This window comes from Streptomyces xiamenensis, assembly GCF_000993785.3.
GTDB lineage: Bacteria > Actinomycetota > Actinomycetes > Streptomycetales > Streptomycetaceae > Streptomyces > Streptomyces xiamenensis.
Genome location: NZ_CP009922.3, coordinates 3,333,484 through 3,355,677 on the forward strand (window position 1 = coordinate 3,333,484; position 22,194 = coordinate 3,355,677).

General features: G+C 71.8%; 26 protein-coding genes. 12 read left to right on the top strand and 14 right to left on the bottom strand.

Going from position 1 to position 22,194, the window contains the following annotated elements; genetic code table 11:
• Nucleotides 1-40: 40 nt before the first annotated feature.
• The 4 genes from SXIM_RS15260 (at nucleotide 41) to SXIM_RS15280 (ending at nucleotide 4,741) form a co-directional block, all read left to right on the top strand.
• The gene (locus SXIM_RS15260; RefSeq protein WP_107046976.1) at nucleotides 41-1,231 is read left to right on the top strand and encodes a sensor histidine kinase; all 1,191 of its coding nucleotides are present in this window, start codon (nucleotides 41-43) and stop codon (nucleotides 1,229-1,231) included.
• Nucleotides 1,228-1,893 (top strand): response regulator, encoded by a 666-nt coding sequence (locus SXIM_RS15265; RefSeq protein ID WP_030729776.1) that lies wholly within the window; start codon nucleotides 1,228-1,230, stop codon nucleotides 1,891-1,893. The genes SXIM_RS15260 and SXIM_RS15265 overlap by 4 nt, the downstream gene beginning before the upstream one ends.
• A gap of 118 nt (nucleotides 1,894-2,011) precedes the next feature.
• Nucleotides 2,012-2,356 (top strand): hypothetical protein, encoded by a 345-nt coding sequence (locus SXIM_RS15270; RefSeq protein ID WP_046724397.1) that lies wholly within the window; start codon nucleotides 2,012-2,014, stop codon nucleotides 2,354-2,356.
• Nucleotides 2,357-2,599: 243 nt separating this feature from the next.
• A complete protein-coding gene (locus SXIM_RS15280) occupies nucleotides 2,600-4,741 on the top strand; it encodes an MMPL family transporter (protein WP_046724398.1) in 2,142 nt (713 codons plus the stop codon).
• On the opposite strand, the gene SXIM_RS15285 is transcribed toward SXIM_RS15280, so the two are convergent.
• The 3 genes from SXIM_RS15285 to SXIM_RS15295 form a co-directional block, all read right to left on the bottom strand.
• Nucleotides 4,626-5,774 carry a phosphotransferase family protein gene (locus SXIM_RS15285; RefSeq protein WP_078635314.1) on the bottom strand — a complete coding sequence of 383 codons (1,149 nt, stop codon included), beginning with the start codon at nucleotides 5,772-5,774 and terminating at the stop codon, nucleotides 4,626-4,628. The genes SXIM_RS15280 and SXIM_RS15285 overlap by 116 nt on opposite strands.
• An 83-nt stretch (nucleotides 5,775-5,857) precedes the next feature.
• Nucleotides 5,858-6,550: an HAD family hydrolase gene (locus tag SXIM_RS15290; protein WP_030729762.1), complete on the bottom strand. Its 693-nt coding sequence runs from the start codon at nucleotides 6,548-6,550 to the stop codon at nucleotides 5,858-5,860.
• Nucleotides 6,551-7,399 (bottom strand): winged helix-turn-helix domain-containing protein, encoded by an 849-nt coding sequence (locus SXIM_RS15295; protein ID WP_234306806.1) that lies wholly within the window; start codon nucleotides 7,397-7,399, stop codon nucleotides 6,551-6,553. It abuts the gene before it with no gap.
• Between the two features lie 164 nt (nucleotides 7,400-7,563).
• Between SXIM_RS15295 and SXIM_RS15300 the strand changes: the two genes are divergently transcribed.
• Nucleotides 7,564-7,749, top strand: a complete 186-nt coding sequence (locus SXIM_RS15300; RefSeq protein WP_030729756.1) for a hypothetical protein — start codon at nucleotides 7,564-7,566, stop codon at nucleotides 7,747-7,749.
• A 51-nt stretch (nucleotides 7,750-7,800) separates the two neighbouring features.
• Here SXIM_RS15300 and SXIM_RS15305 read toward each other — a convergent pair whose 3' ends face one another.
• Nucleotides 7,801-9,048: a GNAT family N-acetyltransferase gene (locus SXIM_RS15305; RefSeq protein ID WP_046724400.1), complete on the bottom strand. Its 1,248-nt coding sequence runs from the start codon at nucleotides 9,046-9,048 to the stop codon at nucleotides 7,801-7,803.
• A gap of 181 nt (nucleotides 9,049-9,229) precedes the next feature.
• Nucleotides 9,230-9,835: an RsiG family protein gene (locus SXIM_RS15310; RefSeq protein ID WP_030729749.1), complete on the bottom strand. Its 606-nt coding sequence runs from the start codon at nucleotides 9,833-9,835 to the stop codon at nucleotides 9,230-9,232.
• A 152-nt stretch (nucleotides 9,836-9,987) separates the two neighbouring features.
• Here SXIM_RS15310 and dtd point away from each other — a divergent pair, with 152 nt between their 5' ends.
• Entirely contained in the window at nucleotides 9,988-10,413 is a 426-nt protein-coding gene (gene dtd / locus SXIM_RS15315; RefSeq protein ID WP_043177174.1) for a D-aminoacyl-tRNA deacylase, read from the top strand.
• Nucleotides 10,413-11,036, top strand: coding sequence for a DUF4232 domain-containing protein (locus SXIM_RS15320; RefSeq protein WP_046724401.1), 624 nt, complete (start codon nucleotides 10,413-10,415; stop codon nucleotides 11,034-11,036). Before dtd ends, SXIM_RS15320 begins: the two co-directional genes overlap by 1 nt.
• 36 nt (nucleotides 11,037-11,072) lie before the next feature.
• Here SXIM_RS15320 and ygfZ read toward each other — a convergent pair whose 3' ends face one another.
• On the bottom strand, nucleotides 11,073-12,044 hold the full coding sequence (gene ygfZ, locus SXIM_RS15325; protein ID WP_046724403.1) for a CAF17-like 4Fe-4S cluster assembly/insertion protein YgfZ: 972 nt from the start codon (nucleotides 12,042-12,044) through the stop codon (nucleotides 11,073-11,075).
• A gap of 9 nt (nucleotides 12,045-12,053) precedes the next feature.
• A complete protein-coding gene (locus SXIM_RS15330; RefSeq protein WP_030729728.1) occupies nucleotides 12,054-12,494 on the bottom strand; it encodes a Fur family transcriptional regulator in 441 nt (146 codons plus the stop codon).
• 176 nt (nucleotides 12,495-12,670) lie between these two features.
• Between SXIM_RS15330 and SXIM_RS15335 the strand changes: the two genes are divergently transcribed.
• Nucleotides 12,671-13,450, top strand: a complete 780-nt coding sequence (locus SXIM_RS15335; protein WP_030729725.1) for an SDR family oxidoreductase — start codon at nucleotides 12,671-12,673, stop codon at nucleotides 13,448-13,450.
• 264 nt (nucleotides 13,451-13,714) lie between these two features.
• Here SXIM_RS15335 and SXIM_RS15340 read toward each other — a convergent pair whose 3' ends face one another.
• The 7 genes from SXIM_RS15340 to SXIM_RS15365 all read right to left on the bottom strand — a co-directional run bounded on the left by SXIM_RS15340 (nucleotide 13,715) and on the right by SXIM_RS15365 (nucleotide 18,340).
• On the bottom strand, nucleotides 13,715-14,278 hold the full coding sequence (locus SXIM_RS15340; protein ID WP_030729722.1) for a heme-binding beta-barrel domain-containing protein: 564 nt from the start codon (nucleotides 14,276-14,278) through the stop codon (nucleotides 13,715-13,717).
• A 554-nt stretch (nucleotides 14,279-14,832) separates the two neighbouring features.
• Nucleotides 14,833-15,120, bottom strand: coding sequence for a DUF1416 domain-containing protein (locus SXIM_RS15345; protein ID WP_030729716.1), 288 nt, complete (start codon nucleotides 15,118-15,120; stop codon nucleotides 14,833-14,835).
• A 17-nt stretch (nucleotides 15,121-15,137) separates the two neighbouring features.
• Nucleotides 15,138-15,977: a sulfurtransferase gene (locus SXIM_RS15350; protein ID WP_030729714.1), complete on the bottom strand. Its 840-nt coding sequence runs from the start codon at nucleotides 15,975-15,977 to the stop codon at nucleotides 15,138-15,140.
• A 160-nt stretch (nucleotides 15,978-16,137) separates the two neighbouring features.
• A complete protein-coding gene (locus SXIM_RS28825) occupies nucleotides 16,138-16,239 on the bottom strand; it encodes a putative leader peptide (protein WP_346133130.1) in 102 nt (33 codons plus the stop codon).
• A gap of 103 nt (nucleotides 16,240-16,342) precedes the next feature.
• Nucleotides 16,343-17,074: an LmeA family phospholipid-binding protein gene (locus tag SXIM_RS15355; protein ID WP_030729711.1), complete on the bottom strand. Its 732-nt coding sequence runs from the start codon at nucleotides 17,072-17,074 to the stop codon at nucleotides 16,343-16,345.
• A gap of 109 nt (nucleotides 17,075-17,183) precedes the next feature.
• The gene (locus SXIM_RS15360) at nucleotides 17,184-17,987 is read right to left on the bottom strand and encodes a hypothetical protein (RefSeq protein WP_030729708.1); all 804 of its coding nucleotides are present in this window, start codon (nucleotides 17,985-17,987) and stop codon (nucleotides 17,184-17,186) included.
• An 86-nt stretch (nucleotides 17,988-18,073) separates the two neighbouring features.
• On the bottom strand, nucleotides 18,074-18,340 hold the full coding sequence (locus SXIM_RS15365) for a MoaD/ThiS family protein (protein ID WP_030729705.1): 267 nt from the start codon (nucleotides 18,338-18,340) through the stop codon (nucleotides 18,074-18,076).
• Between the two features lie 224 nt (nucleotides 18,341-18,564).
• On the opposite strand from SXIM_RS15365, the gene SXIM_RS15370 reads away from it, so the two are divergent.
• The 4 genes from SXIM_RS15370 to SXIM_RS15385 all read left to right on the top strand — a co-directional run bounded on the left by SXIM_RS15370 (nucleotide 18,565) and on the right by SXIM_RS15385 (nucleotide 22,185).
• On the top strand, nucleotides 18,565-19,317 hold the full coding sequence (locus SXIM_RS15370) for a winged helix-turn-helix transcriptional regulator (RefSeq protein WP_030729702.1): 753 nt from the start codon (nucleotides 18,565-18,567) through the stop codon (nucleotides 19,315-19,317).
• 85 nt (nucleotides 19,318-19,402) lie between these two features.
• Nucleotides 19,403-20,428, top strand: coding sequence for a LacI family DNA-binding transcriptional regulator (locus tag SXIM_RS15375; protein ID WP_030729699.1), 1,026 nt, complete (start codon nucleotides 19,403-19,405; stop codon nucleotides 20,426-20,428).
• A gap of 205 nt (nucleotides 20,429-20,633) precedes the next feature.
• Complete coding sequence (locus SXIM_RS15380) at nucleotides 20,634-21,146, top strand: Uma2 family endonuclease (protein WP_107046975.1); 513 nt, start codon at nucleotides 20,634-20,636, stop codon at nucleotides 21,144-21,146.
• Nucleotides 21,147-21,210: 64 nt separating this feature from the next.
• Nucleotides 21,211-22,185, top strand: coding sequence for a S1C family serine protease (locus tag SXIM_RS15385; RefSeq protein ID WP_078846933.1), 975 nt, complete (start codon nucleotides 21,211-21,213; stop codon nucleotides 22,183-22,185).
• Nucleotides 22,186-22,194 lie beyond the last annotated feature (9 nt).

The window sequence follows — 22,194 nt, forward strand, 5'->3', positions numbered from 1 at the left end:
CTGGGGACGGGGGGTTTCCAGCCTACGTACTCTGGCGGGCATGACCCCGCCGATGTACCGCATGGACCGGGTGACGCTGATCGCCGGGCTGCCGCTGCTCGCCGACTCGGTCCTCTTCGCGGTGCGCCGCGCTGAGGCGTCGCCCGTCCACCTGTGGCTCACCTGGCTGCTGGGCGCCGCCGCCTGGGCGCTGCTGGGACTGCGGCACCGGCTGCCGATCCCGGTCGGCGTCCTCACCATGATCGCGGCGGTCGCCTACTATCCGCTGTCCAGCCCGGACGGGATCACCCCGGTGGTCGCCTTCGTCGTCGCCGTCTACACCATGTCCCGCGCCGGCCATCTCGTCGCGGCCGTCACGCTCGCCGTGACCTCGATGCTGGCGATGACCTACGGCGAGTTCGTCGCCTCCACCAGCGAGCAGCGGCATGTCGACAACATGTCGATGGTGCTGTTCGAGGGCTGGTTCCTCGCGGTGATCGCCTTCGGCCACGCCATGCGGGTGCGGCACGCCTACCAGGAGGAGAGCGAGCGGCGCGCCGCCGTCGCCGAGCGGCTGCGGATCGCCCGCGAGATCCACGACGTGCTCGGGCACAGCATCTCCCTCATCAACGTGCAGGCCGGGGCCGCCCTGCACCGCAGCGCCAAGCGGCCCGGCGAGACGGCGGAGCTGACCCGGGCACTGGAGTTCGTCCGCGACACCAGCAAGGACGCGCTGCGCGAACTGCGCGGCACGCTCGGCATGCTGCGCCAGGTGGACGAGGAGGCGGCGGGCGCGCCCACCTCGCCCACCCCCGGCTGGGAGCGCATCGGCGACCTCGCCGACCGGGCGCGTGCCACGGGCCTGACGGTGACGGTCCGCACCGACCGGGATGGGCTGCCGCCCGGCGGGGTCGGGGCCGGGGTGTCACTGGCCGCCTACCGCATCGTGCAGGAAGCACTGACCAACATCGCCCGGCACGCGGCCGGAGCCACCACGGTGCTGATCGAGGCGCGGTACGAGGACGGGGCGCTGCGGGTGAGCGTCGAGGACGACGGGAAGGGCGGCCCCGGACACGGTCACGGCCACGGCTCCCGCGAGTGCGGCACAGGCAGCGGCATCGGGGGGATGCGGGAGCGCGCCCGCGCGCTGGGCGGCGACCTGACCGCCGGTCATACTGGCTCCGGTTTCCGGGTGACCGCCCGGCTGCCGCTCATCGCCGACCGGCCCACCGCCCTCGAAGGACAGTCATGATCCGCGTGCTTCTCGCCGACGACCAGCGGCTGGTACGAGCGGGGTTCCGCTCCATCCTGGAGGACGAGGACGACATCGAGGTGGTCGGCGAGGCGGGCGACGGCCACCAGGCGCTGCGGCTGGCCCGCGAACTGCGGCCCGACGTGGTCCTGATGGACATCCGGATGCCGGACCGCGACGGCCTCGCCGCCACCGGCGACATCGCCCGCGACCCGCGCCTGGCCGGGACCAAGGTCGTCATCCTCACCACCTTCGACATGGACGACCACGTCTACGGGGCGCTGCGCGCCGGTGCCTCCGGGTTCCTCGTCAAGGACACCGAGCCGGAGGAACTGCTGCACGCGGTACGGGTGTGCGCCCGCGGCGACGCGCTGATCGCCCCCGCCATCACCCGCCGCCTCATCGCCGAGTTCGCCGGCCGCGTCAAGCAGCCCGACCCCGCCCCCCGCCTCAACGCCCTCACCGAGCGCGAACGCGAGGTCCTGGGCCTGGTCGGAGCGGGCCTGACCAATGACGAGATCGCCCGCCGTCTGGTGCTGAGCCCTTCCACGGCCAAGACCCATGTCTCGCGCGTCATGACCAAACTGGATGTCCGCGACCGCGCGCAGCTGGTGATCCTCGCCTACGAGACCGGGATGATCACCCCCGGCTGGCTCTCCTAAGGGTCACCCCGAGTACCACCGGAGTACGGCACCGGGCTCCGCGCGGTACCGGCGCCGTACCCGGGGTGTACGCCACGGGCCGACGCGCCCGCCCGCACCCTGCCGCCACGGTGGGGGCGTGGATCCCCAGACCCTCGACCTCGCCCGGTGGCAGTTCGGCCTGACGGCCGCGCTGTTCGTCACCGTCGTCTTCGGCGGCCTCCAACTGGAGTCGCTGACCACGCTCCAGCCCATGAAGTCGGCCGTCTTCCGGCGGGAGGCCGAGGAGGTGGCCCGCCTCCAGGCCGAACTGACCGCGCGTTTCGGACCCGGCGACCACCTGCCGAACGAGGCGCTGACCCGGGGCGCGGGCCCGCTCACGATGCCGGCGTTCGCCCTGCTGATGTACGGGTGCCGGCCGCGGTGGTGCTCGCCTGCTTCCGCCGCGCGGTGTACCGCTCGCGGCCCTGGCACCTGGTGCTGATGGCGATGGTGCCGCTGCCGTTCCGGCGGGGCTGCCGCCGCGCGAGAACGCCGCGCGGGGCCCGGTGCCGGGGCTGCTGGTGCCCGCGCTGACGGCGTTCGTCCCGGTGCTGGTGGCCGCCCAGTGGTGGCTGTGGCGCGCGCTGCGCGATCCCGGCCGCCGCACCCCCTTCTTCTTCTGAACGTTCCGCCGGGCGCCCCCGCCGGGCCTGCCCGGTTCATCCACGCGAGAAAGAGACATGTCATGACCGTCTTCGAACGGCTCGCCGGGTTCTCCCACCGGCACCGCTGGACCGCCCTCATCGTGTGGGTGATCGTCCTCGTCGGTGTCTGGGCCGGCGCCTCGGCGGCCGGGGACGACTACCGGCAGGACTACGGGCTGCCCGGTTCCGAGTCCCAGCGCGCCCTGGAACTGCTCACCGAGCACGGCTCGGACCAGGCGGGCGACAGCCTGGAGATCGTCTTCCAGGACCCGGCGGGTCTCGCGGCGCCCGCCACCCGCGAGCGGCTGGAGACGATGCTCGCCGAGGTCGCCGGGCTGCCCGCGGTGGCCCAGGTGCACGAGACGACGCTGTCGGCGGACGGCACCACCGGCTACGCCACCGTCGTCCTGGACGTGCCGTCCGAGCGGATGGACCCGGCCGACACCGAGCGCGTCCTGGAGGCGGCCACCGCCGTCGCCGGGGACGGGCTGCGGGTCGCCCTGGGCGGCGAGGCGGCCCGGCAGCTGGCGCAGGAGGACGGCGGCGGCGCCGAGGGCGCGGGCATCATGGCGGCCCTGGTCATCCTGGTGTTCATGTTCGGCACCGTGATCGCCGCCGGACTCCCGGTCGTCACCGCCGTCTTCGCGGTCGGCTCCACGATGGCCGTGATCGTGCTGGCCTCGCACGTGTTCACCATCCCGGACTACACCCCGTACGTGATGATGCTGGTCGGCCTGGGCGTCGGCATCGACTACGCGCTGCTGGTCTTCGCCCGCTACCGTTCCGAACTCGTCGCCGGCGCGGGCCCCGAGGAGTCCGGCCGCAGGGCGCTGGACGCGGCCGGACGTACCGTCTTCTTCGCCGGCTGCACCGTCATCCTGGCGCTGCTGGGCCTGGTGGCCCTGGGCCTGGGCCCACTTCAGGGGATGGCGCTGGGCGTGGCGCTCACCGTCCTGGTGACCATGATCGCCTCACTCACCCTGCTGCCCGCCCTGCTGGGCATCTTCGGCGCCCGCTTCGCCCGCCAGTTCCCGGCCCGCGCGGCCAGGCGCGCCGCCCGGGGCAAGCCGGCCACCGGCGCGGGCTGGCGCCGCTGGGGGGCCTTCGTCCAGCGCCGCCCCGTGGTCGTGCTGCTGGTCTCGGTGGCCGCGCTGGGTGCGCTGGCGGTGCCCGCCGCGCAGCTGCGGCTGGGGTTCGCCGACGCGGGCAACGATCCGGCCGGGTCCACGAGCCGGGAGGCGTACGACCTGCTGTCGGACGGGTTCGGGCCCGGATTCAACGGGCCGCTGGTCGTGGTCGCCGAGTCGGCCGACGGTACGGCGGCGCGGGCCGCGGGCGAGGCCGCCGCCGTCCTGGAGGGCACGGCCGGGGTCGCCGCCACCACCCCGCCGATCCCCACCGCCGACGGCGCCGTGGCCACGGTGATCGTCTTCCCCGCCTCCGCGCCGCAGGACGAGGCGACCTCCGAGCTGGTGGCGGCGCTGCGCACCGAGGTCCTGCCCGCGCTCGCGGAGCGGACCGGCGCCACCTACCTCGTCGGCGGTGCGACGGCCGCCGTCGAGGACTTCTCCGACACGGTCGCCTCCCGCATGCCGCTGTTCGTGGCGATCGTCGTCGGTCTCTCCGTCATCCTGCTGATGGTGGTCTTCCGCTCCCTCCTCATCCCGCTCAAGGCGGCACTGCTGAACCTGCTGTCGATCGGGGCCGCGCTGGGTGCGGTCACGCTGGTGTTCCAGCACGGCCTGCTGGGCTTCGAGCCGGGCCCGATCGAGGCGTTCATCCCGGTGCTGATCTTCGCCATCGTCTTCGGGCTGTCCATGGACTACGAGATCTTCCTCGTCTCCCGCATCCACGAGGAGTGGACGCGTACCGGGGACCACCGGCTGGCGGTCCGGGAAGGGCTGGCGCACACCGGGGCGGTGATCACCGCGGCCGGCGCCATCATGATCGTGGTCTTCTCGGCGTTCATGCTGAGCGCTGACCGGATGCTCCAGCAGTTCGGGTTCGGGATGGCCGTGGCGATCTTCATGGACGCGGTGGTCATCAGGTGTCTGATCGTGCCGGCGGTCATGCGGTTGATGGGCCGCCGAGCCTGGTGGCTGCCGGCCCCGCTGGCACGCCTGCTGCCGACGGTGGAGCTGGAGAAGCACCAGCGGCCGCGGCCGGCGGACCGGAGCTCCTGACCAGCGCCGCGTATCCGGCGTAGGCGGCCTCTACGGCGCTGGGGCTGGGCACACGGCCCAGCCCCAGCGGTTTGGCCGCCCGTCTCAGTACGGTGTTGACGGTGCCTGCGGTGCGTTCCAGCTGCTCCGGCAGATCGGCGGCGGAGGTGTGCCGCACTATCTGCGCCTGTCGTACGACATCGGTGAAGACGGACTGCACCCGTTTGTACGCCAGATAGCGTGGGAGGTCCTTGGAGACTCCGGCCGCCGCGCCGGGCAGCGCCGATGAGACGGCTGCCGACCACCGGTGGGTCAGCCCGCGCTGCCAGCCGGCCGGGTATCCCATCAGATGCAGGTGCGTCGCGAGATCGTAGACGGGGTCACCGAGCAGGGCGAGTTCCCAGTCGATGGTCCACAACGCCCCGTCCGACTCGGCGATGATGAGGTTGTCGCGGTGCAGGTCGCCGTGCAGCAGGGAGAACGGCCGCTCCGTCAACTGGTCGGCCTCCCTGGCCAGTACGCCGTACGGGCCGAGTACCGCGTCGCCGTCGATCCGCAGCGCCGCGAACAGCCGGTGCAGCTCCGGCCGGTGCACCTCGTACACCCGGGTGCGGGTGAAGCTGATCAGCCGCCGCAGGAAGTCCCGGCTGGTGCGGGGTCTGCGGCCCGGCGGGCACCGGTGGACGAGTTCGAGCGCGCTGGGCGGGATCGCCGCCAGTTGCCCGAACAGGTCCATGAGCTGGGCCAGGTACGGTTCCGGCAGTGGGGTGCCCGGGGGGTGCGGGCGGGAGAGGGTCTCCCCCTCGATGTATCCGTGGACACGCAGCCCGTCCTCGCCCACGTGGTGCACGGGCGGGATGTGCTCCATGCCGAGCAGGGACAGTTCGATCAGTACGTCCTCCTCCGCGGTGAAGCAGCGCGGGTCGAAGTGCGCCACGCCAGGACGCGGTCGGCCGGCCTTCAGCCGGCCCAGTCCGGCCAACTGGCCTTGCGGGCTGAGTACATGCCAGACCCGGTGGTGACCACCGAGCAGGGGCATCGTCGGTCTCGTCATGATCGGCTCCGAGAGCTGTACGGTCGCGAGGTAGCAGCACCGTACGCCCCCAGAGTCTCATGACATGAGGCAAAGCACTCAAATCACCCGTGAGTTGGGGCAATAAGCGCAGTCAGGACATGCTCCAGGGAGCGGGTGACATAATCGGCGCCCGCCCGGCGGAAGGCTTCGGCCTGGGCGTCATCCATCGCGTAGCCGAGGAACTCCACTCCGGCGGAGCGGGCGGCGGCCAGATCCGTGCTCGTGTCCCCGATCATCAGCGCCCGCCCGGCGGCTGTCCCGGTGGAGCGCAACGCCCGCAGGACGGGGTCGGGATGCGGCTTGAGCAGGGTGATGTCGCGGGTGCGGCCGTGCACCCGGCCGCCGACGTAGCCGGTCAGCTGCTGCCGGCGCAGATAGAACTCGGCGGCCAGGGGCGAGTTGTTGGTCACGATGGCGACCTGGCGGCCCCGGGTGGACAGCGCGGCGATCAGCGAGGCGGCGTAGGGGGTGGGGGACGCGGTCGCCGCCGCGGAGATCTCCTCGCGGGTGAGGGCCGCCTCGATGCGGTGGACCACGGTGGGGGAGGGGTGGTGATGCGCGATGCCGCGCAGCACCTGCTGGGGGTCGGGGGAGGCCCGTAACTGCGGGGTCAGCAGCGAGGCGGCCCCCAGCTCGACGGCCAGCGCCCGCAAACGGTGCGCGATGCCGTCGGCGGGCCGGGCGGCGAACAGACGGCAGATGGGGCCGTCGAAGTCGAAGAGAACACAGCGGGCGTTACTGAGAAGTCTCCTCATCTAACCGAGTGTGAGTGGTCGCGAGATCGTTGACCAGAGGGACTCGAACCACAGACGGGACTCGGTGACGTAGGCGGCCTCCTGTTCGTCGCGGCTGTCCTTGTCGGACGAGGAGCGGAAGATCTTGGAGGACAGGCCCAGGACGTCGTAGATCTCCAGCTGTTCCTTCTCGTACTCGACGGTGCGCGGCACGACGGTGTAGTAGGCGGTGAGCGCCTCGGAGCCGTTCAGGAGATAGAGCTTCTGGAGCGGGGTGACGGCCACGGTGCGGATCTCCACGCTGACCTCGGGGACCAGGTTCATCTCGGCGAGGGAGTTGAGCTGGTGCCGCAGCGAGGTGGAGAAGGTGCGGGTGAGTTCCCGCAGCCGCGCGATGGGGCGCGGGTCGGTGGGGTCGGTGACCAGCCGGGGGTAGGCGAGCGGCGCGTCCCAGGAGGGGAGCAGCACGCGCACCGTGATGGAGCGCGGCTTCAGCTCACCGGCCGAGATCGCTATCAACGGCCCGGCCAGGGCGGAGCTGAGCGTCTCGGTGGTGAGGGTGAACGCGTCGATGGACACCCGTTCGGCCTGGAAGGCCAGGGCGATCCGGTCGGCGACCTCCACCCCGGCGGGCCGTGGATGGTCGGAGGCGGGCGCCGACACCACGGCCGGCGCCCCCCTGCCGCGCGCGCTGACAAAGCCCTCGCGTTCGAGGACGGCGAGAACCTGGCGGACGATGCCGCGGTTCACGCCGAACTCCTCGGCGAGGGCGCGCTGAGTGGGCAGCCGGGTGTTCCGTCGCAGCTCGCCGGAGCGTATCCGGCCGCGCAGGGTCTCGGCGATGCGTTCTGGGGCGATCTCCTCGCTCACGCGCACACCTTACAACTTGACATCCGATCCGAGAGGTTGGCGGGAAAGAGTTTGGCCAGTTCGACCAACTGGGGATAACAATCCTAGAGTTGGTCGCCAACTCCACCAACTATCCAAAAGATACCTGCCAGTTGTCGCCGGATGTGTCGATGTAGGGAGGGAACATGATCGTTTCAACCATCATCGCCGCTGCCCTCGCCATCGTGGTCGATGAGGCAGTGGAGGTTCAGTTCGGACTGCCGGGCGTGATCGGCTTGCTGATCCTGCGGACCGGCCTGCGCAAGCGCAACTTCACCTGCATCTGTGTGGGAATCACCGTGCTGGTGATGCTGGGACTGAACACGCTGTGAGAAGCGCCCCTGGGCGTTCGGACACGACGACCGGGACCGGTGGAGGTCCCGTCAGAAACCGTCCGGGCACCAGGGGCGCGCTCCCGTGGTCAGCAGCGCGTTCGCCCGGGACACGGCCCCCGGCGTCTCCTCGGTGAGCAGCCCCGCACCCGCCAGCCGGGTCGCGGTCGTCTCCCCCAGATACAACGAGCCCAACGCGCCCACCCCCATCGTGAGATCGGCACCGCGCGAGGTCGGCGCGCACTCGGCGCCCTCCGGCGAGCCACTCAGCGCGAAGCGCCCACCGGCAAGACCCATGGGATCGTGGACCTCCAGCACCAGGTCACCGGTGGTGGCGTACGAGCGGGAGGCCAGCAGGGCCGGCACATCCAGCGGCCGCAGCCACAGGAAGTCACTGATCCCGTTCAGCACGGCGGCGCGCGCGTCGGGCAGCAGCAGCGGCAGCAGATCGTCCGGGCCGCGGTTCGGGCCGCGCAGCGTGGTGACCCAGTCGATGGACACCAGGAACGACCACAGCGCGCGCTGCGCCGCCGTGGTGGTGGCGATCAGCTCCTGCACGGTCAGGGTGTTGTCCGGCAGTTCGCCGTCCCACTTCTTGTCCGTCGTGTACTTCACCAGGCCCTGCGGCACCCCGGCGCCGTCCCGGTAGAGCACGTAGAACGGTTCCTCCCAGGTCTGGTGGCCGAAGCGCACCTCACCGGTGAACTTCTCCCACCACAGCGGTTTGCGGTCGATCGCGCCCACTTGGCCCCGCCGGAAACGCTCGTGCAGTTCCGGGCCGATCTTGCGTACCTCGGCCCCGTCGATGTACGCCACGGAGCCCCCGTCCTCGGGCGCCGACCAGCGCGACCCGAGCCCGGAACGCAGGCCCTTGACGGTGAAGTCGGCGAGCGAGGCCGCCGGACCGTATCCGAACCGGCCATAAATCCGGTACTCGGCGGCGATCAGCGTGGCCGCCAGGGCACCGCGCTCCTTCGCCTCGGCGAGGTCCGCGCCCATCAGTTGGCTCAGCAGGCCCTGCCGGCGGTGGGTGGCGGTGACCGACACGGCGGAGACGGCGTTGACGTCGACGAGGGCACCGCCGGGCACGGTCAGCTGCTGGTCGAAGCTGGTGAAGGTGGCCACGCACCGGTCGCCCTCGAACACCCCCCGGGCCCGGTCGTACTGCAGCTTTTCGCGGCGCAGCCGCAGCTCGTCCTCGGTGAGGGGGAACGGATCCTGGAAGCCGAGCAGCACGGCGCGGTTCCAGGCGTCGATGTCGGCGTCACTGCCGGTGACAAAACGGGTGTTCAGGGCCATGGCCCCGAGGCTATCCGGGCGCCCCGAGCCTGGGCCAAGGATTTTCCGTGCGGCGTGGGGCCGTGGCGCGGGCCCGCCGGCGGCCGGAGTGCCCCGCTGGCCCCGAGGGCCGTGTGTGCCCCCACGGGCCGACGGGGGAGCGACCGGCGGACCGTAAGGAAGATCGCCCGGAATTCACCGTTCAGGCGAGCAGATCATCTACCTGGGCCTCGCCCTCCCGGTAACGGCGGGCGATCTCCCCGCTGCACCCGTCGGCGGTGCGCTGGAGCGCCTGGCGACGGCGGGAGACCTGCGCCTCGTACCGGGCGAGGCGGCCCAGCGCGTCATGCAGTTCGTCGTCGGTACGGGCCAGCAGATCCGACAGCTCGACCTCCGCCAGCATCTCCTCCGCCAGCTCCCGGTACTCGCGCCCGGCCGGCGGGCCCACCGTCACATGGCGGGCCGAGGAGCGGTGGGGGGAGGGGCTGTCCGCCAGGATCTGCGGCAACCGGTCCAGCAGATCGGCCTCCGGGTCCAGGCGTCTGCGCCGTTCCGCCTCCAGGATGTCGATGCGGCCCTGGAGCAGTCTGCGGACGAAGCTGAGGTCGGCCTCCTCGCGCTGGGCGCTGCGGCGCAGCTCCCGCAGCTCGGTCAGCCGCAGCCGGCGCAGCCCGGAGGGGGAGTCGTCTCCGCGTGGCTCGCCGCCGTGCCCTACCCGTGGGCCGCTGCCCCACCGGGCGGGCGCGGCGTCGGCGACGGTGGTGGTGGCAGCGGCGGCCGGCTGTGAGCCGGAGCCCGGTGTGATCATGCGGAATTTTCCCCTCATCCCCATTTCGGTGTGCTGGCGCGGTACGTACCCCGTGCCACGCATCGTGTCACTGTGTACCCAGCTGACGCAGCGACTTCGCATGCATCCGGCCGTCATTCAGTACGAGGGAACGTTCCGGCATGATGGCCGCCATGCGAGCAGTGGTGCAGAGGGTCGACGGGGCGAGTGTCACCGTGGACGGCGAAACGGTCGGCGAAATCGTTGGCCAAGGACTGTGTGTGCTGGTGGGCGCCACCCACGAGGACACGGATGAGCAGGCGGCGCGGCTGGCGAACAAGCTGTGGACGCTGCGCGTGCTCGACGGTGAGAAGTCCTGTTCGGATGTGGGCGCTCCGTTGCTGATTGTTTCGCAATTCACACTCTACGGTGACGCCAGGAAGGGCAGACGGCCCACATGGAACGCCGCCGCACCGGGCGAGATCGCGGAGCCACTGGTCGAGGGGTTGTGCGCTCATCTGCGCGCGCTGGGGGCGCACGTTGAGACGGGCCGGTTCGGCGCGAAGATGCGGGTCAACCTGACCAATGACGGACCGTTCACCGTCTGGCTGGAGGTCTGATGGCACACCCGGCCCGACGCACCGCCCGACGCCCCGCCGCGGTCCTCGCCCGGTGGGCCGTCCCGGTCGCCCTGGCGGCCCTGGCCCTGGCCGGCTGCGGCACTCAGACCGCGCCCCCCGAAACGGAGACGGACGCCGCCGCCCCACCGCGCCCGCCGTCCCCCGAGCCCGAACGCCCCGACTGCCCCGAATCCGGGGTGCGCGTCACCGAGGACGGCGGCGACGCGGCGATGGGGCTGCGGGTGATGGGCCTGCGCCTGACCAACTGCGGCACCGAACCGTACGAACTGAACGGCTACCCCACCGTCGCCGTCCTGGACGAGGACGGCGACCCGTACGACATCAAGGTGCTGCACGGCACGGGCGACATCACGGCGAGCCTCACCGGCTTCGACGACCCGCCCGCTCCCCTCACACTCCAGCCGGGGGAGCACGCCCTGTCCGGGCTGGTGTGGCGCAACACCGTCGATGACCTCAGCCGGACCGTCGCCAACGGCGAGCGGCTGAGCGTCCGGCCCGCCGACGGCGTCGCCGCCCAGCGGCTGGCCCCCACGTCCCCCGTGGACCTCGGCACCACCGGAGTCCTCGGCATCAGCCCCTGGCACGCGCCCGAGGAGCCCTGACCGGGCCCGGACACCTCTCCCCGGGGCACCGCAGGGCTACGGCTGGACGATCGTCTCCTGGGCAGCCGGGGTGTCGCCCGCCAGCAGCGGGGCGTCCGCCGGCACACCGCGCTTCACCACGGCCAGCGCGATCGGCCCCAGTTCGTGGTGACGGGCCGAGGTGGTGACGACGCCCAGCTGCCGGCCCTCCGTGCCGTCCGCCGCCAGCCGTACCGGGGCGCCGTGCTCGGGGATCTTCACCTCGCTGCCGTCCAGGTGCAGGAACACCAGGCGGCGCGGCGGCTTGCCCAGGTTGTGCACCTTGGCCACCGTCTCCTGCCCCCGGTAGCAGCCCTTGGCCAGGTGCACCGCGCTCTCCAGCCAGCCCAGCTCGTGCGGGATGGTCCGCTCGTCCGTCTCGCGGCCCAGCCGCGGCCGGTGCCCGGCCACCCGCAGCGCCTCGTACGCCAGCACACCCGCGGCCGGCCCCGCCTGCGCGGCGAAGGACTCCAGCGCGGCGCGCGGGACGAACACGTCCCGCCCGTACGGCGTCTCGCGCACCACCCACTCCGGGCCGGTCTCGGCGATCGAGCCGGCCGGCAGGAAGACCACCGCGAACTCCCCGGTCCGGTCGGCGGTTTCCACCCGGTAGAAGAACTTCATCGACTCCAGGTAGCCGAGCAGCGCCGCCCCCCGGCCCGGTTCGGTGTGCAGCCAGGTGGTGGTGCCGTCGTCCACCAGGTAGAGCGCGTGCTCGATGCGCCCCTGGGCGGTCAGGATCAGCGCCTCGGTCGCCTGCCCGGCCGGCAGCTCGGACACGTGCTGGGTGAGCAGCAGATGCAGCCAGCTCAGCCGGTCGGGGCCGGTCACCGAGAGGACCTCGCGGTGCGAGAGGTCCACCAGGCCCTGCCCGCGGTCCAACGCCCGTTGTTCGCGGAAGAGATCACCGTAGTGCGCGGCGACCCCGGCATCCGGGGCGTCCGCGGCGACCGCGCCGGGCAGGGACAGCAGAGGACTGGCGTACGACATGCCCCCAGCCTACGGCGCGGGCGGACCGTCCGGCCCGGCCGCGCACTCCCGGCAGCGGCCGAAGATCGCGAAGTGCCGCAGATCGGTCTCGAAGCCGAAGCCCTCGCGCAGCCGCCGCGCGAACGGCTCGGCCACCTCCAGATCGGCCTCCAGCACGGTGCCGCAGTCCCGGCACATCAGATGCAGGTGGTGGTGGCGCTCGGCGAGGTGGTACGTGGGCGCCCCGTGCCCCAGGTGGGCGTGGGAGACCAGGCCCAGCTCCTCCAACAGCTCCAGCGTGCGGTAGACGGTGGAGATGTTGACCCCGCCCGCCGTGCGGCGCACCTCGGTGAGGATGTCCTCGGGCGTGGAGTGCTCCAGCCTGTCCACAGCCTCCAGCACCAGCTGCCGCTGCGGGGTCAGCCGGTATCCACGGTCGCGGAGCGAGGTCTGCCAGTCGGTGCTCACCACGAGCCCAGTGTAGGAGGAATCGGCGGGGGCGTAGGGTCGCGCGTTAGCGCCTCCGCACGGAGGCGGCCGGAGGGGATCGGCGACCCCCGTGCGGGGAGGCGGTTCCCACCCTGCCGCAGGGTGTGTCAAACCGGTATAAGGCTGATGGCTCGCGGAGCCTGGGAGGAAGCGCAGCGATGGATCTGGGACTGGCCGATCGGGTCTATGTCGTCACCGGAGGCAGCAAGGGGCTCGGCCACGCCACGGCCGCCGCGCTGGTCGCGGACGGCGCGAAGGTGGTGCTGGCCTCCCGGGACGCGGCGAACGTCGAGGCGGCCGTGGAGAGGCTTTCGGCGCCCATGGGGGCACCCCCGGCCGAAGGCTGGGGGAGTGTGACGGGCGTCGCCGCCGACCTCGCCGACCCGGAGGCCGCCGAGCGGCTCGCGCGAACGGCGCTGGAGCGGTACGGGCGGCTGGACGGCGCCCTGATCTCCGTCGGCGGCCCGCCGCCCGGCACCGCGGCCTCCGCCACCGACGAGCAGTGGCGCGCCGCCTTCGAGTCCGTCTTCCTCGGCTCGGTGCGCGCGGTGCGCACCCTGGCCGGGCGGCTGACCGGTGACGGCGCGATCGGCATGGTGCTGTCCACCTCGGTGCGCCAGCCGGTCGGGGGCCTGGGCATCTCCAACGGGCTGCGCCCGGGGCTGGCGATGGTGGCCAAGGACATGGCGGACGAGTTCGGCCCGCGCGGGGTGCGGGTGCTGGGCCTGCTGCCCGGCCGGATCGCCACCGACCGGATGACCCAGCTGGACGCGGCGTTCCCCGACGCCCGCGCGGCGGCGGTGGCGGGCATCCCGCTGGGCCGCTACGGCGAGCCCGCCGAGTTCGGCCGCGCCGCCGCCTTCCTGCTGTCCCCGGCGGCCTCGTACATCACCGGCTCGGTCATCGCGGTGGACGGCGGCTCCCTGCGGGCGATCTGACGCTCCCGCGCGGCGGCCCGTGGCCCCCTCCCGGACGAAGTCCGGGGGGCTTGGGTCCTCCGCACCGGGGGCGCGGGTGGCTCCTGGGTGTTCGGGTCTCCTCGCCGGGCCCTGCCCCCCGCGGTACGTTCGAGGAGTGAGTCTCGGGTCCGCCTCTGACTGACATGCCGCCCGAGGCAAGGCTTCACCGGATGCCCCCGGTGCCGCGCGAGCGGCCGGGGGCATCCCGCTGTTCCGCTCCGGATCCCGCCGCCCGCGCGCCGGTCAGCGGAAGAAGGCGATGCCGTCGTCCGGCAGGTCCTTGAGGTCCTTGGCCCAGGTGCTCGGGTCCACGACCTTCTTCAGGTGCGCCGACATGTAGGGGCGCAGCGGCACCTCGGGGGTCGCCTTTTCGCCGACCCACATCAGATCGCTGTTGACGTAGCCGTACAGCCGCTTGCCGCCGGTGTAGGCGTCCGCGGACGGCGTACGCGCGATGGCATCGGTGACCAGCTCGATCCGCGGCTTGCCCTCGGCCAGTTCTCCGTACCAGACCTCGGCGACGCCGTCCTGGCGGATGAGGACCGCCTCGACCTTGCGCTCGCCGGTGACCCGCCAGAAGCCGTGCTCGGACTCCAGCGGGCGCACCTTCTCGCCCTTGTCGTCCAGCTGCCAGGTGTGCGAGGAGAACTCCAGGAAGTCCCGGCCGTCGTGCGAGAACGTGACTTCCTGGCCGAAGTTCATGGACTCCTCGCCGGTGAACTCGGCCACGCCGGCGCCGGTCCAGTCGCCGAGCAGGAAGACCAGGGGTACCAGGTCGGGGTGCAGATCTGAGGGGATCTCGATCATCAGCGCTGGCCCTGGTAGAGCTTCTTCACGACCAGGCCGGTGAACGCGGCGGTACCCACCCCGACCAGAACCATCAGGGTGATGAAGAATGCCTCGAGCACGGGTGCTCCTAGTGCGTCGGCGGGAAAAATACGGTGCTCTGCCGAGTCTAGCTGGCCCCCCGGCGGGGAAGCGGAGTGAGGTAGGCCAGCCGGCTTCCCCGCCTGCCGCGCCCATTGACCGTTTTGTGATCACGCCGGACTGAACGGGTTCGGCGGCTCGTGCGTCTAACGGCGTGGAGAGGATGTGATCATGAATTGTCCGAACTGTGGCGGTAACATGCATCAAGGACCCGCGGGTGACTGGGTCTGTGGCAACTGCGGGACGGTGAGCTGACCGACCCAGTCGCTGATCTTGGAAACGACACCGTCCAACCAGGAATCCCAGGAATCCGAACCCCCTGATACACGAAGACCGCGCCCCCTCCGGCGATCACCGGAAAGGGCGCGGTCTGGCATTCGCGGGCCGGGCCGGGCGGGCCGTTCACCGCCGCCCCGCCGTCACCGCCAAGGCCGTTACAGCGCGATCGCCACCTCGGCCAGCGCACCGCGCTCGGCCAGCACCACCGTGCGGTCCGCACTCGCGCCGGGGACCAGCGCGCGGACGGTCCAGGTGCCCTCGGCCGCGAAGAAGCGGAACTGGCCGGTCGCCGAGGTCGGCACCTCCGCCGTGAACTCGCCGGTGCCGTCCAGCAGTCGGACGTACCCGCTCACCGGGACCCCGTCACGCGTGAGGACGCCCTGGATGGTCGTCTGGCCCGCCGTGGCGGCGGCGTCGGGGCCGCCGGACTTCGCTCCGCACATGATTCCTCGATCTCCTCTTACTTGGCCGGGCCGGTCTCGACCGGGACGCCCACCAAAGAGCCGTACTCGGTCCACGAACCGTCGTAGTTCTTGACGTTCTGCTGGCCCAGCAGCTCGTGCAGCACGAACCAGGTGTGCGCGGAGCGCTCACCGATGCGGCAGTACGCGATGGTGTCCTTGCCCAGATCGACGCCCTCGCCCTCGTACAGCTCCGTCAGTTCCTCGTCGGAACGGAAGGTGCCGTCGTCGTTCGCGGACTTCGACCACGGGATGTTGCGGGCGGAGGGCACGTGCCCGGCCACCTGCGACTGCTCCTGCGGCAGGTGCGCGGGGGCCAGCAGCTTGCCGCTGAACTCGTCGGGGGAGCGCACGTCCACCAGGTTCTGCGCGCCGATGGCCGCCACGACCTCGTCGCGGAAGGCGCGGATGGACAGGTCCTGCTCCTGCGCCCGGTACTCGGTGGCGGCGCGCTCGGGCACCTCGGCCACCAGGTCGCGGGAGTCCAGCTCCCACTTCTTGCGGCCGCCGTCCAGCAGCTTGACGTCGCCGTGGCCGTACAGCTTGAAGTACCAGTACGCGTACGCCGCGAACCAGTTGTTGTTGCCGCCGTACAGCACCACCGTGTCGTCGTTGGCGATGCCCTTGGCGGACAGCAGCTTCTCGAAGCCGGCCCGGTCGACGAAGTCACGGCGCACCGGGTCCTGGAGATCCTGCTTCCAGTCGATCCGGACGGCGTTCTTGATGTGGTTCTTCTCGTAGGCGGAGGTGTCCTCGTCCACCTCGACGATGACGACCTTGGGGTCGTCGATGTGCTGCTGGACCCAGTCGGCGTCCACGAGGACGTCACTGCGGCTCATGCTCGTTCTCCTTCGGCTGTGGTGAGCGGGGGGGAGTCGTACCGGATCGGGATGACCGGACACGTACCGGCGTACACGCGTGCCGAGACGGAGCGGGGCAGGGCGCGCCAGGGGCGCGGGGGTTCGCGGTGGTACGGCGGTACGGGGGGTGGCGCGGCTGTCAGCCGGCGCGGCGACAGAGCATGGCGGCGACGCGGCAGAGGTCCACTGCCCGCCGCTTGGTGAGTCCCCCGGCGGGGGTGCCCGCAGCCTGACGCATCATGTCCGTGATCGTACGGATACGGTCCCCGCCCTGTCACGGGGCTTCCGGATGCTGAGACGGTGATGTCCGCTATATGAAACGCGCCGCTGGTGGGGCCGCGCGCTCAGCCGACCAGGCTCAGATCGCTGCCCGTGACCGTCAGCTCCAGGCCCTCCGGGCCCGGCGTCACCGACGAGAGCGCCAGGCCGTCGGGCAGCCCGGAGATCGTCCGCTCCACGCCCGCCTGCTCCTGGATCAGGGTCTCCACCTGCGGCAGCACGGAATCGGGGATGCCCGTCAGCGCCTCGGTGTCCACCTCGACCCGCACCCGGTCGCCCTCCAGCGTGATGTCACCGGGCACGTCGCCGACATTGATGCGCTGCCCCATCACGGACGCCTGGAGGGTGATCAGCAGCCGCCCGTCCTCGGCGGGGCCGAAGGAGACCCCCAGGCCCGTGCTCTCCGAGCCGAGCAGCTCGCCGTACGCGCGGCTCAGCTCCTCGTACGTGATCAGGCCGGTGCCGTCCGCGTGCCGCGCGGTGGCGGTGGAGAAGTTGGAGCCCAGCCTCAGGTCGCGCAGCTCGATGTCCAGCTGCTCCACGGTGACGGCGGTGCCGTCCACCTGCGCGGGGTACGAGCTGACCCCGACATCGACCCGGCTGAGGTTCTTGCCCGCGATCTGGGTGAGGAAGGGGAAACCCTTGATCGAGACGTCCGGCGTCTCCGACAGACCCAGGGAGGTCTGGGCGCGGGAGGCGACCTCGTTCTCCGCCCAGGACACCGAGAGCCGGTCGGCCGCGGTGAAGAGCACGCCGAGGACGACGAGCACGATCAGTGATATTCGCAGAGCGCGCATTCGGGTTCTATCCCCCATGGAGTGGCCGGACTGCCGCGAGCGTAACCCGGGGTTCCGTTTCGCGGCGGTCCGGCCGGAGCCTTGCAGCAGCTCCGTTACACGTGCGGGCTCACAGCAGCGCCCGGGCCAGCGGATACACCGCCGGGGCGGCGGCGGTCAGCGGCAGTGCCACCCCCGCGGTGAAGTGCACGAAGCGGGAGGGGAAGTCGTAGGAGGCCACGCGCAGGCCGGCCAGCGCGCACGCCCCGGCGGCCGCGCCCAGCGCCGCGCCCTTCCACAGGTCGAGATCGGCCACCTGCGCGGCCCCGGCCCCGGCGGCCGTCGCCAGCAGGAAGGCCAGGGCGGGCGCCACGAACGCCGCCGTCACCAGACCGCGCGCCACCGCCGCCACCGCGACCGCCGCCGAGGCGACCACGACCGCCGTGGAGGAGAACTCCACCGCCGCCAGATGACCGGCGGCCACCACCGTCAGCAGCGTGGAGGCGGCCGTCGCGGTCAGCGAGTCCAGGCGCTCGTCGCCCGAGCCGCGGTGCCGCAGCTGGAGCAGCACCACCAGCAGGAACCAGACCCCCAGGGTGCCGATCATGGCGGTGATGCCGTGCTCGCGGGAGGTGGACAGCAGCACGACATCGGCCGCCAGGCCGCCCGCGAACGCCAGCAGGATGCCCTGCCGGGCCGGCCACATCCCGTTCAGCCGGAACCAGCCGGCGGCGGTCACCGCCTGGAGCACGATGACCGGCCCCAGCAGCGCCCACTGCCCGTGCGGGGCGGTGACGGCGAACAGCGCCGCGAGCGCGGCGGTCAGCAGGGCGGGCTGGATCCCGGGCGGGATGATCGGCGAGGTGGCCCGGTGCGAGGCGCCTGCCGCGCGCGTGTCGCCGGGGTTACGGGTGGGGTCAGAGATCTCACTCACGGCGCTATTTTCGTACGGATGGACGGCGGGCCGGGCCGCCTCCCCCTCCGGGTGCTCCGCGCCGCGCCCGCGACCGGGCCCGGCGCTCACCGCGCCCCGCCCGCGAAGGGCGGCAGCACCTCGACGGTCGCGCCCTCCGGCAGCGTCACCGTGTCATGGCCGCGCTTGCCCACCTGCTCGCCGTTCACCAGGAAGGAGCAGCGGGCCAGCACCCGCGCGAACTCCGGCCTGGCCGCGTGCCGCTCCCGCGCCCCCGCCAGGACCCCGGCCAGGGTGGCGGCCTCGTACCCCTCCTCCGCCGTACCGGCCGCGGCTTTCGCCGCAGCCCAGTACCGGATGGTGCCGCTCGCCATCACAATCCTCCCGCGTCGCTGTCGCACCCATGATGGCGCTTGTCCGTCCCGCTCCTTAAGACGGCCCCTGCGCAAGATGAACTGTTTCGGTTATGCTGCTGGGCACGTAAAGGATCCGGGCGATGGCGCCATACCGGGTCCTTTTGTGCTTTCAGGGCAGAGCCGCTCGAATCGTCCCGTCGCACAGCAGCCCCGCCGCCAGGACCGAGGAAGGAACGCCCCCGATGAGTTCCCTGCTTCTGCTGACCAACGCCCTCCAGCCGTCGTCGCAAGTGCTCCCCGCCCTCGAACTGCTGCTGCACAACGTCCGCGTGGCCCCGGCCGAGGGCCCCGCCCTGGTCGACGCCCCCAGCGCCGACGTCATCCTCATCGACGGCCGCAAGGACCTCCCCCAGGTCCGCTCCCTGTGCCAGCTGCTGCGCTCCACCGGGCCGGGCTGCCCGCTGCTGCTGATCGTCACCGAGGGCGGGCTCGCCGCCGTCACCGCCGACTGGGGCGTGGACGACGTGGTCCTGGACACGGCAGGTCCCGCGGAGGTCGAGGCGCGGCTGCGGCTGGCCACCGGCCGCCAGCAGCTGGTGAGCGACGACAGCCCGATGGAGATCCGCAACGGCGACCTGTCGGTCGACGAGGCCACCTACAGCGCCAAGCTCAAGGGCCGGGTCCTGGACCTCACCTTCAAGGAGTTCGAGCTGCTGAAGTACCTGGCGCAGCACCCGGGCCGGGTCTTCACCCGCGCCCAGCTCCTCCAGGAGGTCTGGGGCTACGACTACTTCGGCGGCACCCGCACCGTGGACGTCCATGTGCGGCGGCTGCGCGCCAAACTGGGCCCCGAGCACGAGTCGCTGATCGGCACCGTGCGCAACGTCGGTTACCGCTTCGTCGTTCCGGAGAAGGAGAAGCCGGCCGACGACCACGCGCGCGCGGTGACCCGCGAGGCCGAGCAGCTCGTCAAGGAGGCCGCGCGGCGCGCGTGAACGCCGCACCACGCGTTCACCTCCGCTTCGTCTTCCGCCCCTGGGACCTGTGTTCCGGGGGCGGTTGCGCGCGTAGACTGCCGAGGTGGCCAAGGTGACGCGGGACGATGTGGCGCGACTGGCGGGTACGTCGACCGCGGTCGTGAGCTATGTCATCAACAACGGACCGCGCCCCGTCGCGGCCGGTACGCGCGAGCGGGTGCTCGCCGCGATCAAGGAGCTCGGGTACCGCCCGGACCGGGTGGCGCAGGCGATGGCCTCCCAACGCACCGACCTCATAGGTCTGATCGTGCCCGACGCCCGGCAGGCGTTCTTCGCGGAGATGGCGCACGCGGTGGAACAGGCGGCGGCCGAGCGCGGAAAGATGGTGCTGGTCGGCAACTCCGACTACCGGGACGAGCGCGAGGTCCACTATCTGCGGGCGTTCCTGGGCATGCGGGTCTCGGGCCTGATCCTCATCAGCTCGGGCCCCAGCGAGCACGCCGCGGCCGAGATCGACGCCTGGGACGCCCGGGTGGTGCTGCTGCACCGGCGGCCCGACGCGATCGACGACGTGACGGTGGTGCTGGACGACATCGCCGGCGCGCAGCGGCTGACCCGGCACCTGCTGGACCACGGCCACCCCTACGTGGCCTGCCTGGGCGGCGTGGCCTCCACACCGGAGTCGGGCGACCCGGTCACCGACCACGTCACCGGCTGGCGCCGGGCGATGGACGAGGCCGGCCTGTCGACGGAGGGCCGGCTCTTCCAGGCCCCCTACAACCGGTACGACGCCTACCGGGTGGCGCTGGACCTGCTGGCGGGCCCCGACCGGCCGCCGGCGCTGGTGTGCGCCACGGACGACCAGGCGATCGGCGTGCTGCGGGCGGCCCGCGAGCTGCGCATCGAGGTGCCGCAGGAGCTGGCGGTGGCGGGCTTCGACGACGTCAAGGAAGCGGCCCTGACCGACCCGCCGCTGACGACGGTCGGCTCCGACCGGGTGGGCATGGCCCGCGCGGCGGTCGAGCTGGCGATCAACGACCAGGACGGCCCGGCCCTGGAGCGGCACCGCCAGTTCCCGGCCTCCCTGCGCGTCCGCCGCTCCTGCGGCTGCCCGGCGGAGCCGGTCTGACACCCGTCGGCCACCACCCGGCGTCACCCTGATGGCCTGCGGTCATACGTTCGGGTGAAGTGGGTCGGTAGACCTGGTTTGGGTGCTCCGTGCATGCTGGAGTGGGTGTCGGCAATGCAAGGAGTCCGCTGTGAGTGTGCCTGCTGTTGAACCCCCGTATGTCCGGGGAGAGACCTGGGATGAGCTCGTCAGGGTCTGGGAGGAGATGGATGTCCCCCCGGGCTGGAAGGCGGAGATCATCGAGGGGTCCATCGTCATGTCGCCCGCGCCGTCGAAGCCACACACCTTTATCGCGACCAAGCTGCAATGGCGACTGCATCCAGCGATTCCCGATGGCTGGGACGTCTACCAGAACGTCGACGTGCGGATTCCGCTGCGCTCGGGCGTCTTCCAGCCCGACCTGGTGGTGCTGCCGGAAGCCCTGATGCTGGATGGCGTGCCCGAGACCCAGGCGGGAGACGCCGCCCTGGTCGTGGAGGTCACCTCACCCGGCAACGCGAGCCGGGACCGTGTCGAGAAGCTCGCCGGGTACGCCCGCGCCGGTGTCCCCCTCTACCTGCTCGTGGATCGCGTACCTCCGATGGGGCCCGTCATCACGCTGTTCGGCGAACCGCAGGGCGGCGTGTACCAGACCCTGTGGACCGGGAAGTTCGGTGACCCGATCCCGCTGCCCGCCCCCTTCGAGACCTCACTGGACACCAGCGACTTCCCCGGCTGAAAACACAGGGGAACTCTGAGGCCGTTCTCAGCCGCTTCTCATCTTCCGGGCCCACTGTCGGTGCATGAGCGAAAACCAGGGGAATCAGCCGTTCCACTCCTACCCTCCGCAGCCCGGACAGGCGCCGGAGGCCGTAGCTGAAGGTCTTGCTCCGCCGGCCCGGCCGGCCTCGCACCGGGGGCGCGGCCGCCGCGCCGGGAAGTCCGTGGCGCTGCTGGCCGCCGTCGCCGTGGTCGCGGCCGGGGTGGGCGGCGGGACCGCCGCACTGCTCGGGGACGCCGGGTCGGCCGTCGCCGGGGGCGGCTCCAGCGTCAGCGGCACCAACGTCTCGGTCCACACCGACGGCACCGTCGCCTCCGTGGCCGCCGCCGTGTCGCCGTCCGTCGTGGAGATCTCCACCGGGAGCGCCACCGGCTCCGGGGTGATCCTCTCCTCCGACGGCGAGATCCTCACCAACAACCACGTCGTCTCCGGCGCCGGCCAGGTGCGGGTCACCTTCGCGGACGGCTCCACCGCCACCGCGACCGTCACCGGCTCCGACCCGGACACCGACCTCGCCGTCATCCAGGCCCAGGACGTCTCCGGGCTCACCGCCTCCACGCTCGGCGACTCCGACGCGGTGGCCGTGGGCGACCAGGTCGTGGCCATCGGTTCGCCCGAGGGGCTGTCCGGCACCGTCACCAGCGGGATCGTTTCCGCACTCGACCGGGACGTCACCGTCAGCACGGGAGACAGCTCCCAGCAGCAGCCACAGCAGCAGTGGCCCTTCGAGTACGGCGGTGGCCGCTACAACGGCGACACGGGTGACTCCACCACCACCTACCAGGCCATCCAGACCGACGCCTCCCTCAACCCCGGGAACTCCGGCGGCGCCCTCGTCAACATGAACGGCGAGGTCATCGGCATCAACTCCGCCATGTACAGCGCGTCCGCCGCATCCGGCAGTGCCGGTCTCGGCTTCGCCATCCCCGTCAACACCGTCAAGAGTGTGCTCAGCACGCTCGACGACGGAAGCTCCGGTTCGTCCCACAACGTCTGATGCGAGACT